This is a genomic window from Streptomyces sp. NPDC001530, assembly GCF_042894545.1.
GTDB lineage: Bacteria > Actinomycetota > Actinomycetes > Streptomycetales > Streptomycetaceae > Streptomyces.
Genome location: NZ_JBIAVS010000024.1, coordinates 153,626 through 164,947 on the forward strand (window position 1 = coordinate 153,626; position 11,322 = coordinate 164,947).

Genomic DNA, 11,322 nt, shown 5'->3' on the forward strand with positions numbered 1-11,322 from the left:
TGCTGACCCGCGCTGCCTGCCTCGAGTGCCCGTGCAGGCATTGCTGACCTGCTGGAGTGGCCGGGCAAGCATTACGGTGTCTCTTCTGAGATCCATCTCTGAGATCCGCCTCTTTTGAGATCCATCTCTGAGATCCGTCTCTTCTGAGATCCGTCTCTTCTGAGGTCCGCACCACGGTGTCTCTGCGGAGAGCCGCAACGGAGAGCCCATGCCATCGAACGTCGCGCCGCAGGCCGCCGGGTCCGAGAACGGGCCCATGGGACGCGGATCCGAGAACGAACCCGCGGGACACGGGTCCGAGAACCGACCCGCGGGACACGGGTCCGAGGCCCTACCCGCCGTGCCCGCCGAGGCCGTCACTCCCCTCATCCGCGGGATCGCCGTGCTGCGGCGGCTGACCGAGGCCGACGGGGTGTCCAGCCTGAGTGGGCTCGAACGGGCCACCGGGCTCGCGCGTTCCACCGTCGACCGGATCACGGCGACCCTCGCGCGCATGGGGTACGTACGCCTCGACGGCCGGGACGCCGTACTGGCCCCCCGGCTCATGGAACTCGGCAACGCCTACCTGGCCGCCCTGCGACTCCCCCGCCTCCTCGACGCGCACGCCGACGCGCTCGCCGACGCGCTGGACGAGTCGGTGTCCCTGGCCGTCGGCGACCGGGACGGCATCCGCTTCATCCACCAGGCGACCCGGCGCCGCGCCATGTCCCTGAGCTTCCGCATCGGCGACCTGCTCCCCGCCGAACGCACCGCGCCGGGACCGCTGTTCGCCACCGAATGGGGCGCGGAGGACTGGGCGCGCTGGCGCGAACGCCGGGCAGCCGATCCGGAGGACCGCGGGTTTCCCGCCGTACCGGCGCGGAGCCGACCGTACGGGGGCGGTGACGCGGCCGACTCCACGTCAGCCGCACCGGCCCAGCTCCCCACCGTCGGCGACGACTTCGAACAGCGTGCGGCCGAGGCGCGGAAGGCCGGGTGGGCGCTGGACGATCAGCTGATCGAGCCGGGCCTCGTCGCCGTCGCCATGCCGGTGCGGGAGGCGGGGCGCATCGCGTGTGTGGTGAGCGTGGTGAGTCACACCAGCCGGCACACCGCGGCCGACCTGCGCGACACGCTGCTGCCGCGGCTGCGGACGGCTGTCGCCGCGATGGAGCGTGAGTTGCGTCAGGCGCCGCCGGCCGCACCGGAGGCCGCATCCGGGCTCGCCACCTGGACCAGCGCCTCCAAGCAGGAGCTGGGACGGGAGTTCATCGAGTCGCTGGCCCGCGGGCTGACCGTGATCACCGCCTTCGGCGAGGGCCGCGCCGAACTCACCCTCACGGAGGTCGCCCGGGCCACGGGGCTCGCCCGCGCGACGGCCCGGCGCGCCCTGATCACCCTGGAGCACCTCGGATACGTCACCACGCACGACCGCGTCTTCCTGCTCACGCCGCGCGTCCTGGGCCTCGGCTTCCCCCCGCTGTCGCGGACCTCCCTCCCCGAGATCGCGGCCCCGCACCTGACCGAACTCTCGCAGCGGCTGCACGACTCGGTGTCGCTCGCGATCCTGAGCGGCGACGAGATCCACTACACGGGCCGCGTCGCCACCAGCCGCATCATGAGCGTCAACATCACCGTCGGCACCCGGCTGCCCGCGTACGCGACCTCGCTGGGCCGCGTGATACTGGCCGATCTGCCGGAGCCCCCGCTTCCCGAGCTGCTCCCGCTGACCCCGCACACCCTCACCGACCCGGAGAAGCTCAGGGCCGAACTGGACCACGTACGGGATGCCGGATACGCCCTGGTCGACGAGGAGTTGGAGGAGGGGCTGCGGTCCATCGCCGTGCCGGTGCGGGGGCGCGACGGGCGGGTCGTCGCCGCGGTGAACGTCGCCATGCACAGCAGCCGCCGCACCCGCGAGGAGTGCGTCCGCGACGTGCTGCCCGAACTCCACGCGATGGCCGGCCGCATCGAGGCGGATCTGCGCGTCGCGGGCCGCTTCCGGCGCGTACCGCGCGGCTGAAATCCCTTCTGCCCGTGGGCAGTTGGTACGGTGATCTCCGGCGCAAGGCCCCGTTGACGAACCGGAGCGATGATTCCTAGCGTCGCTTGCGGCAGATCAACTGGCGGCCAAGTGACTAGGAGTATCAGGGTGGTTGCGGTGGTTGCAGTGGTTGCGGCGTGGTGAAGCAGGAGAGGTCCGGGCGCACCAGGGGCAACCTGATCCGAGCCGCCTCCACCGTGTTCGACCAGGTCGGCTACGAGCGCGCCACCCTGCTGGTGATCAGCGAACGCGCCCAGGTCACCAAGGGCGCGCTGTCCTTCCACTTCGCGGCCAAGTCCGATCTCGCCCGCGCCGTCCAGGCCGAGGCCTGCACCGCGTCGGGCGCCGCCCTCGCGGAGCTGGCGGAGCGCCCGGGACCGGCCTTCGAGATCGCGGTCGACATGGCCCACACCCTCGTACGACGCCTCGAAACCGACGTCGTCGTCCGCGCGGGCGCCCGTCTCGCCCAGGAGATCGACACCCCGAACGACCCGTCGCTGCACTGCCACGTGGCCTGGCTCGGTGCCCTCCACCCGACCCTTCGCCGGGCTCAGGCCGACGGCTCGCTGCTGCCCGGCGTCGACGCCCAACCGGCCGCCGCCCTCATGCTGTCCCTGATCATCGGCACCACGACCATGACCCATACCCCCCATACCGAACTCGCCCTCGGCCACGGCCGGTTCACCTCGCGCGAGACGGCCGATCAGCTGCTGACCCGGATGCTGCGAGTGGTGCGGCCGGCACTTTCGGCGCGGTGACGCCGTACGCGACTGAAGTCTTCGCGGCTACGCCACCTTCAGCGCGACCCGCACCCCGAAGTACACGCACCCCGTATCGTCCAGAACTCCACCTGACGTCCCCCGCCACAACCCCTCCATCCCAATCGATGCGTACACCAGGCGGCCTCGACCCTCGTCGCCTACGTCATCGGCATGGCCACCAGCGAGGCCGCCTGGTCGAGATCATGGTCCGGGGCCTTTGGTCGACCTCGGTGGTGGGGAGGCCGCGCCGGCACCCAGGCGGTTGCCCGGACCCCCGCGCCACCCGCGAAGCCAACTTCGCCTACGGCCTGGCCCGAGTCCTCGACGGCCTCCAAACCCGCATCCCCCACGCCCTCTCCTAATCCACCCCTCCCCCACCCCACCTGCGCAAACCGGAACTCTCCCAGCCTCCGTCCCGCATCCGCTAGGCTAGCCACCGGATCCCACCGGGATCCGCACGCCTTCGTAGCTCAGGGGATAGAGCACCGCTCTCCTAAAGCGGGTGTCGCAGGTTCGAATCCTGCCGGGGGCACAAGGGCAAAGGCCCCGGACCGATCATGGTCCGGGGCCTTTGACATCCACGATTGACATCAACGAGCACGGTCAGTGACGACCGGAGCGCTTCCTGAGCAGCCGGTCCATGTGGCTCATGGCCTCGCGCTGTGTGTCCTGCACGACGTGCGTATAGACGTCCATGGTGATGCTGATCTGGCTGTGCCCAAGGATCTCCATCACGACGCGGGGCGCGACTCCGGCCGCCGTGAGGAGGGTGGCGGTGCCGTGCCGGGCGTCGTGCAGCCAGGACGACTCGGATGCCTGCGGAGTCGGCGATGCGGGTGAAGGAGCGGTACACGTTCCGCGGCTCGACCTGGCGACCGGTGCGGGTGGTGAAGACGTAGCCCGACTCGTGCCACTGCTCCCCCGCCTTGGCGCGTGCGGCCGACTGCCGCATCCGGTGCCAGCGCAGCGGGGCGATGCAGAGCGCGGGCAGCGGAACGACGCGACGACGACGGCTCTCCGTCTCCGGGCGGCAGCCACAAACCCGGCCACCGCCCCCAGGTCAAACTCGTCCGGCTGATCGCCTGCGGAACCCGCGGCATCCTCGGCGCCCGCTTCGGCCCGCGCCGGGACAACGAAGTCACCCTGGCCAAACACCTGGCCACGGCCCCGATGCTGTCCGGCGGGCAACTCGTACTGATGGACCGGGCCTTCCACGGCCACGACATCCTCGCCCGGATCACCGCCTGCGGCGCCGACTTCATCGTCCGGGCCCATGCCCACCACTGGCTGCCCCACCTGCGCGAGCTGGAAGACGGAAGCTTCCTGTCCTGTGTCCCGGACCGGGCCTCCAGCCAGCGCCAGGCCGCCTCCCGGTTCTGCAACCGGCGCATGCCCCCGGGCCATCCGCACGGCGCCGCGGTGCGGGTCGTGGACGCGGACATCACCGCCGCCCCCCAACACGGACCGCCCCGCACCCGCCCACTGCGCGTGATCACCAGCCTGCTGGACCCTGACGAAGCCCCGGCCCAGCAAGTCGCCGCGGCCTATGCGGAACGCTGGAACAGCGAGACCAGCCTGTTCGAAGCCAAGATCCTCCAACGCGATCACCGGCCGCTGTTGCGCTCCCAGAGCCCCGACGGCGTCGTGCAGGAAATCTCTCCCCCCGGCTTCGGCCTGTCGCTCGATGCGAGTTCCGAAATCCACCGATGAGTTCCGCAGGCTGGGCCGGTCTACCCCGGCGTACACCATCGAACCTCGGACTGGAGACCCACCATGACCACTCCCGCACACGCCGGCCGCATGCTGTTCGTGAACATCCCCGTGGCGGACATCAAGCGCAGCAAGGCCTTCTTCGCGCGGCTCGGGTTCAGCTACAACCCGATGTTCACCGACGAGACCGCCGCCTGCATGCTGGTCGGCGAGCAAGCCTCCGTCATGCTGCTCAGCCACGAGACGTTCGCGCAGTTCGCGAAGCTGCCGATGGCCGATCCCACCACGCACACGCTGGCGCTCTACTGCTTCAGCGTGTCGGCCCGCGATGAGGTTGACACGGTCGCTGAGGCTGCGCTCGCCGCGGGTGGCTCCGAGGCGGATGGCCCCGAGGACCACGGCTTCATGTACTCACGCAGCTTCTTCGACCTCGACGGCCACGGCTGGCAGGTCATGTGGATGGATCCGTCGAGCACCTCGGACAGCTCGACTTCCTCCACGCCCGCGAGAACGTGATCCTGCTCGGCCCACCCGGCACCGGCAAGACCCACCTCGCCGTCGCGCTCGGGATCCGCGCCTGCCTCGCCGGGCAGCGCACGCTGTTCGCGACCGCCACCCAATCACCCACGGCCACCCCGCCGAGGGCCGCAGACACGCTCAGGACACCTCGTTTCCAAGCCGAAACGCGCCGGAGGCGTCGGCGGGCAATGAGGGCGAGAGTCGTATCTATCCGCGTCACGTGCAGGGACTGTAGATCACGCCTGGCGCGTCCTCGCCAGCGCATGCGCCAGGGATCGGCAAGCGTCTCCGGAGCGACAGGGGGGCATCTTGTTGAGACTCCGCCGCCCTGTAGTCGGTGGCCCTACTCCATCACTTCCCCCAGCAAAGGAGCAGGCCAGCTCGGATGGTTTGCCCGCAGTGGTCGATCTCGATGACACACGGCGCTCGGGTGCCGCAGGGCGCCTTGACAGCGCCTGGGATTCCGCGCCAGGAGACGCGACGTCTCGCCGTCAGTGCCGTCGGATAAGTTCTGTCCGTTCGGCCCGAAAGGCGGGCCGAACGGACAGAAGGACTCGTCGCCGTGAGCATCCACCTACACCTTCGCGCCGTCGCGCAGTCCGAGATCCGGGACGACCACACCTGGCTTGCGGCGTTCATGTGGACGGCTTGGGACAACCACCCCGACGAGTACGCAGCGGGTATCGCTGACTCGATCGACAAGGTCTGGGACGACGTCAATGACCTCTACGCCGCTGCCGATGCCCTCGAAGCAGACGCCGACAAGCTGTGGACGCTGCCGATTTACGGCGGCCGCCCCGTGGCACACAGCGCCGAAGCCGACCCCTCCAACCCGCCCTTGATGATTCTGGAGCCACCCGGGGTGTCACAGGCCGCAAACTTCCTCGCGAGTGTCTCTTTCGATGAGCTGTGGAACGTCGCCAGTGCCAAGCTTCGCTACTACGGCCGAGACGAGGCGCAGGACAGGCAGGAGTTCCTCGACCATCACAGGGACCTCCTAGGGTTCTACGGGCGGGCGGCTGCAGTGGGCCACGCCGTAGTCAAGGCAGTGTGGGCTTGAGGCGTGGTCACGTGCCGGTCACAACCATTCGTTGATAACTGCGACCTGCACGGTTGGCTGACATCAGCGGCTGACACCAACACGGGCGAACAGCGACGGTCAAGGCCGGACCTCAGTGGACGATCCATCGAGGCGCAGAGCCGGTTGATCGACATCGGCAGTCCCCCGTGATCGACCTGATGAGGATGAGGCCACAGATTCAAGTCCTGCGGCCGGCCAGGGGGCTCAGCCTGGCGGAAGAGGGCCTCTGGTTTGCCTTGGCCGTTGAGACGCCACCGACCTCGCGTGCTCTGTCACCTCTGGCCTGTACGTTACGAGCGATCTGTGGCCAGCCGAGGAGGAGGCGCGATGGCGCACCCGCTGAGACCTTCGACCGAAGCGATACTCGATGCTCTGCCGGACCTCGCGCCTTTTGCACGAGACGCCGTCGTGCTTCGCCCCGAACGGGGGGAGCCGAATCCTGGGGACAGTTCGATCGGTGGCCCGCTGCTCTGGCCGAATGACGAACCGTGGCCTGTGTGCTCCTTGCCCGACGAAGTGAACCCCGTCGGCCTGCCTGCTACTGCCATGGTGTCGGTGGTCCAGGTCTTCGAGCGGGACGTGCCGGGGCCGTGGTGGCCCGCTGACGCCGATCTCTTGCAAATTCTGTGGTGTCCCAACGAGCACTGGGATCCCCTCGCTCAACAGGCCGATGTGAGCCCCGTCGTGGAGTTGCGGTGGCGTCGAGCCGCTGACGTGGACAGCAGACTGGTGGCCCCGCCATCGCCTTCACGTCACGCTGAGGATGGTTATCTGCCCGAGCCGTGCATCGTCACCGGTGAGGCGCTGACCGATTTCCCCTTCCGGGAGGAGCTTCCCTCGGAGCTCCGCCCGGCGTTGGAAGAGTTGGTCAACAAGACCGGTGACGGCGACGATGTGATCACTCGTGTCGTGGGATGGAAACTCGGTGGCTGGCCGACCTGGCACCTGACGCATCCCATGGTCTTCCATTGCCGCACGTGCGACACGGAGATGACGCTGCTGTTCACCGTGGCCAGCGACGCTGAGACGGGAGTCATCGTAGGGCGGTGGGGCGACCTGCGGATCTTCGCCTGCCCTGTCGACCACCGTCATCCTTTCCAAGTAGATCTGCACTGACGCAGGCTTGCCATCGCTGAACGAACCGCCGGACGCGGCCTGGCGCCACTGATCAAAAGTCCCCGTGCCACAACCGCGCCCAGATTCGGCGGGGAGCCACGGGGAACTCCGGCGGCTGGCAGGAAACACGGCCAGCTGCCGCCGGGGACGGCGAGCAGCAGGTCGGGGTGAGTTCGTCCCCGCTCGCTCCTAAAGCGGGTGTCGCAGGTGCGAATCCTGCCGGGAACACCGGATTCAGGGCCTGGTCCGCTTGGTGAATCCGGCCCCTGGGGTTACCGGGCGTCGGACGGCATCAGGTGCTTCTCAGGTCACCCTGGCGCTGGTGGGCGGCATGCGGAGGGTGGACAGAAGCCGCTGGTGCATCTCGTCCAAGGGCTTTGCATTCTTCTTGGGGCCGATGGTCGCCATTTGAACTGCATGCTCGCCGTCGTCGATGATGCGAGTGGCACCGACCAGGCCCTGGCTGCTCTTCAGATGCGCATCGAGGGCTGGCCGACCATCGATCGTAGACTTGTGGAGGCCGGTACTGGTGAGCTTGTCGCCAGACGATCTGTTGAAGCCGTCCAGGAAGCTCTTCAATTCGTCGTCGAGTGTCGGAGCGGTACCAGGAGCGTCCACCACCGCGAATGCGACGATCCCGTAATCCGTTTTCACCATGTAAAAGCGACCATCCACACCATCCTTGGCCTCGGTGAAGCGCAGGACGTCGGATTTTCCGGGAAGCTGGATCCGGATTCCGCTCTCGGCGTCGGTGACGTCCACCCACCGTGCGGCGGAAGCGGCACTGCCGAACGGACCGGGACTGCCATGAGCGGCGGCAACCTCGGTGACCATGCCGGTCTGCGGCGCCGCCGTGGCGGCGAACGCACTGCTGGGCAGCAGGGCCCCTACGGCGACCACGGCGGACGAAGCGGTGAGCAGCAGGCGCTGGAACTGCGAACGAGAAGTCATGGGGAATCACATCCGGCGAAAGCGGGGGAAGTAAACAAAGGGTCGTCTCAAGACGTGCGATTCACGGGTCTCGGGCCGTGGAGCGCATGTGTCCATTAGGCCCGGCGCCTCGAACCGCGTCATGCCACTGCATCGCGTGGCGGGAGAACACGGGACTTGACCGTCGGACGTGGTCCGTGCACAATCCGACCGCCTCCGGGCGGATGGACTGACAAGGACCGCCCTCCACGCCCGACCTGCAGCCGGCTGCTCAGTAGAGCTACGGATCGGAAGGTGGTGGGGGGTGGGTGCGGAGCCATTCGGCGTCCCCGGGCTCAGTAGATCCAGTGACCCTTTCCGGCCCCCTGGCGGCCGTGTCCCAGCGAGAACAGCGAACCGGCTCATACCTGATCCCGAAGCTAACTTGCCACTGACAACGACCTTGCAGCACCCGCCAACGCCCGCGGAGGCGTGCCAGACGCGTGCCAGATCCTGCGGGAACCACGGGGAACAGCGGGTAGTCCGTCGGCGGCCGGCCTTGTGCCGTCGGCCCTCCGCCACAGGTCAGCAGCCGGTTCCGCCCTGGATAACCCAAGCTTCCCAAGCTAAGAGCCAGACGTTCTCGCTGACGAGTAGGTCTTGCATGGGGCCTTATGCTCAGCCGACTTCCACACCTGCTCCGGGAGTGAGCCGTGCATCGCTTCGTCATAGTCGTGCTGGTGGTCGGCATCTGCACTGCAGGCTGCTCACCTGCGCCGTCATCCCACACATCATCTGCCGAGACCACTCCGGCGCCGGTCAGCAGCTCCGCGCACCCGTCCCCCACCGTCCCATCGTGCGAGGCGTCTGCCCAGGCCGACGAAGCGTTGTCCAAGTCTGGTGAGCTCTTGGTGACCGCAGTGTCCTTGAGCGACGAAACCCTGACTGCAGCGGCAAAGATCGTGAAGCAGGCTCAAGGCCTAGAGAGCGTCTCCGAAGCGGTATGCGGGCTTGAGACCGGCAGTAGCGGCAAGCCGAACAGAGAAACCGCGTGCCAGGCGGCCAAGGAGTTGGACCGCGAAGGCGGCTTGAGAGCGCAGACAGAGGCGGAGAGCGCAGCGGATGCGGCGGAGCTGGCTCTGACCGATGACATAGCGACGTTCAAAGAGCAGTTGGACGCCGTCGCCACCCCAGCGAGCGCTGGCACCATCGCTCTGCTCGCCGAGTACTGCGACGATCCCTTCGCGTAGAGGGAGCTACGGTGCCTCGGCCCAGGCCGTCTCAGTTTCCGTCTCATTCAGCCTCGTTCACTGCCGTTCAAGCGAGAGCCGAACCCGCCCCCGCCCCGGCAGCCAGTCGCCCATGAACGCAGGTGAACGCCCCTGCACACAGCCCACCACCCCACCAACACAGTTGGAAAGCGTGTTGGCCAGGCGAATGAGGGGGGTGGGGTCTGCGGCCTGCAACTTCGTTGAGCCCGGTTCGGGCTTGACAAGTGCCCGTACGGCGGGTCCGGCGCCCCCGAGCCCGCGACTGTCTGCTGGTGGCGTTGCCATCGGGCCTTCGGTCGGCGGCGCCTGCCTTTCGGGGCGTAGCCCAGTGAAACTCTGCTGCTGATTGTCAGGGAGCATTCGGTGTGACCGACGTCTGTGGAATGGAGCCCGGCATTGGTGTGATTGCCGGGCTCCATTTGCCTATGTTCCCACGGTGAGTGCCCAGCGGACTCGGGATGGAGCGGTGACGCTTACTGTTGCCTGCTCGCGAGTGCGCTTCAGGTTCAGTCGGTTGAAGGTGCTGCTGACCTCTCCCTCCACGCAGTCAAGGGGAAAGCTCAGCCCGACCGGTTCCACTGAGATGGTCAGCGTTCCCTTGCCCTGGCAGTTCACGAGGACAGACAGGGGTCCGGCCTTGATTCCACCTGGGATTTCCACCTCTCGGTTGCCGCTCGCGTTTGCTGCCTGCGCGACGACCGTTCCCTCTGGGAGGACTGGGGCTTTGGTCACTGTCTCTCCGGGAACGCTCTCGGCCCGATGGGATGTCGCTGTTCCTGTGGGCTGAGGAGAGGACGCGTGGGGAGGGCGCGCAGTGTCGTCTTGGTCGCTGGTGCATCCAGTCAACGCGACCACCGCCGCTAGCCCACCTGCCGCTGCGAGGACCCCTAGCTTTCCCACAGGTACCAGCCGACTCGATAGGGGGAGTAGCTGACAACGGTGTGCGATGGCGTGGCCGTGCAATTCTGGTGCACCCAGTAGCTCTTGCCTGTGTGCTTGAGCCGCCAGACTCCGTACCGGGCATGGGTGGTCTTGTGTGACGGCGTGTCCACGGAGATCGTGTTGCCAAGTTTGGCCGTGAGTTTCGCTGACACGGTGACGCCGAACTTGGCCTTGACCTTGGCGATCAGCGCGCCGACAGAGGTCTCTAGTTCGCCGCTGATCGCGACGCCTACCTCGCCGGTCACCTCCGAGGTGAAAGTCGACCGCGCCGTTCTGGAAGTGTTGTTGCGGTTCGAGTTCGTCGGACCTACACCTTGGTGGTATTCCTTGCCCTGGTTCGTCGGGAGATAGACGCCGTGAGCAGGGCTGCAGTCGGCAGGGTTGGGCGTATCGCCCGGCTGAGGCTTGCCCGTGAAGGTGGGATCTTCCGTTGGCTCGTTGATCGTGTCGTCCGGAACTTCGGTGATGTTCTCCTCGGGCTCCTCGGGAGGCGCGGTGTTGATGACCGGGTCTTCGGCCTGGGCAGATACGGACGGCGAAGGAACCGGAGTCTCATCCGCGGCAAATGTCGGGCCTGTCAGGGCCGTGCACAGGAGGAGTGCTGTCGAGGATATGAACATCGTGCGACGTGCTGTCGTATTCACGAGACGCCAATCCGGTGGGGACTGCTCTCTTGGCAGTCGGACACACTGACCGTATGTCAGGGGCATGGCGGTAGCGAAGGTTCCGGTGATCTCTTGAGGAGGAATTGAGGTAGGCGAGATAATTTATCTCTGTACCTTGCTCATTGGCCATTCCGAGGCTGGGTACATGAGTTACTTCAGCCGCCACTTTTTGGTCATTGGCTAGTCAAGGCTTTTCCTCCGGGCGGCGTGACGTTTTATGCGCGTGAGACCTGAGCTTGATGTTTAACCTCGCACGTCATCCGACCTGCTGAAGCCTCCCGTTTCCGGGCATGCGTGACGCGGCCGTCCTCCACGCTTCGAGATG

9 protein-coding genes, 1 tRNA gene and 2 pseudogenes are annotated in these 11,322 nt (G+C 67.2%); 9 read left to right on the plus strand and 3 right to left on the minus strand.

All coding sequences use genetic code 11. The features are described 5' to 3' along the window. Positions 1-256 precede the first annotated feature (256 nt). The 3 genes from ACFY0T_RS39815 (at position 257) to ACFY0T_RS39825 (ending at position 3,316) form a co-directional block, all read left to right on the plus strand. A complete protein-coding gene (locus ACFY0T_RS39815; protein ID WP_388882600.1) occupies positions 257-2,002 on the plus strand; it encodes an IclR family transcriptional regulator C-terminal domain-containing protein in 1,746 nt (581 codons plus the stop codon). Positions 2,003-2,160: 158 nt separating this feature from the next. After that, entirely contained in the window at positions 2,161-2,781 is a 621-nt protein-coding gene (locus tag ACFY0T_RS39820; RefSeq protein WP_388882549.1) for a ScbR family autoregulator-binding transcription factor, read from the plus strand. Between the two features lie 462 nt (positions 2,782-3,243). Further along, positions 3,244-3,316: transfer RNA gene (locus ACFY0T_RS39825), tRNA-Arg, on the plus strand. Positions 3,317-3,387: 71 nt separating this feature from the next. Here ACFY0T_RS39825 and ACFY0T_RS39830 read toward each other — a convergent pair. Next, a pseudogene (locus ACFY0T_RS39830) lies at positions 3,388-3,808 on the minus strand (tyrosine-type recombinase/integrase); the annotation flags it as partial. Between ACFY0T_RS39830 and ACFY0T_RS39835 the strand changes: the two are divergent. The 5 genes and pseudogenes from ACFY0T_RS39835 (at position 3,718) to ACFY0T_RS39855 (ending at position 7,210) form a co-directional block, all read left to right on the plus strand. Further along, positions 3,718-4,494, plus strand: a complete 777-nt coding sequence (locus tag ACFY0T_RS39835) for a transposase (RefSeq protein ID WP_388882552.1) — start codon at positions 3,718-3,720, stop codon at positions 4,492-4,494. The pseudogene ACFY0T_RS39830 and the gene ACFY0T_RS39835 sit on opposite strands and share 91 nt — an antisense overlap. A gap of 63 nt (positions 4,495-4,557) precedes the next feature. Further along, positions 4,558-5,010, plus strand: a complete 453-nt coding sequence (locus ACFY0T_RS39840) for a VOC family protein (RefSeq protein WP_388882555.1) — start codon at positions 4,558-4,560, stop codon at positions 5,008-5,010. Beyond that, positions 4,962-5,099: pseudogene (locus tag ACFY0T_RS39845) on the plus strand (ATP-binding protein); the annotation flags it as partial. The gene ACFY0T_RS39840 and the pseudogene ACFY0T_RS39845, both read left to right, overlap by 49 nt. Before the next feature lie 476 nt (positions 5,100-5,575). Next, the gene (locus tag ACFY0T_RS39850; protein ID WP_388882558.1) at positions 5,576-6,073 is read left to right on the plus strand and encodes a DUF1877 family protein; all 498 of its coding nucleotides are present in this window, start codon (positions 5,576-5,578) and stop codon (positions 6,071-6,073) included. Positions 6,074-6,421: 348 nt separating this feature from the next. Continuing rightward, on the plus strand, positions 6,422-7,210 hold the full coding sequence (locus tag ACFY0T_RS39855) for a hypothetical protein (RefSeq protein WP_388882561.1): 789 nt from the start codon (positions 6,422-6,424) through the stop codon (positions 7,208-7,210). A gap of 303 nt (positions 7,211-7,513) precedes the next feature. On the opposite strand, the gene ACFY0T_RS39860 is transcribed toward ACFY0T_RS39855, so the two are convergent. Next, positions 7,514-8,161, minus strand: a complete 648-nt coding sequence (locus ACFY0T_RS39860; RefSeq protein WP_388882564.1) for a hypothetical protein — start codon at positions 8,159-8,161, stop codon at positions 7,514-7,516. Between the two features lie 671 nt (positions 8,162-8,832). Here ACFY0T_RS39860 and ACFY0T_RS39865 point away from each other — a divergent pair. Next, positions 8,833-9,369, plus strand: a complete 537-nt coding sequence (locus ACFY0T_RS39865) for a hypothetical protein (RefSeq protein ID WP_388882567.1) — start codon at positions 8,833-8,835, stop codon at positions 9,367-9,369. Positions 9,370-10,277: 908 nt separating this feature from the next. On the opposite strand, the gene ACFY0T_RS39870 is transcribed toward ACFY0T_RS39865, so the two are convergent. Continuing rightward, entirely contained in the window at positions 10,278-10,976 is a 699-nt protein-coding gene (locus tag ACFY0T_RS39870) for a hypothetical protein (RefSeq protein WP_388882570.1), read from the minus strand. Positions 10,977-11,322 lie beyond the last annotated feature (346 nt).

What these genes read in the sequence shown, in the direction of transcription:
- ACFY0T_RS39815 (WP_388882600.1), top strand. Translation starts at nt 257, where the DNA reads ATGGGACGCGGATCCGAGAACGAACCCGCGGGACACGGGTCCGAGAAC.
- ACFY0T_RS39840 (WP_388882555.1), top strand. Translation starts at nt 4,558, where the DNA reads ATGACCACTCCCGCACACGCCGGCCGCATGCTGTTCGTGAACATCCCC.
- ACFY0T_RS39855 (WP_388882561.1), top strand. Translation starts at nt 6,422, where the DNA reads ATGGCGCACCCGCTGAGACCTTCGACCGAAGCGATACTCGATGCTCTG.
- ACFY0T_RS39860 (WP_388882564.1), bottom strand. Translation starts at nt 8,161, where the DNA reads ATGACTTCTCGTTCGCAGTTCCAGCGCCTGCTGCTCACCGCTTCGTCC.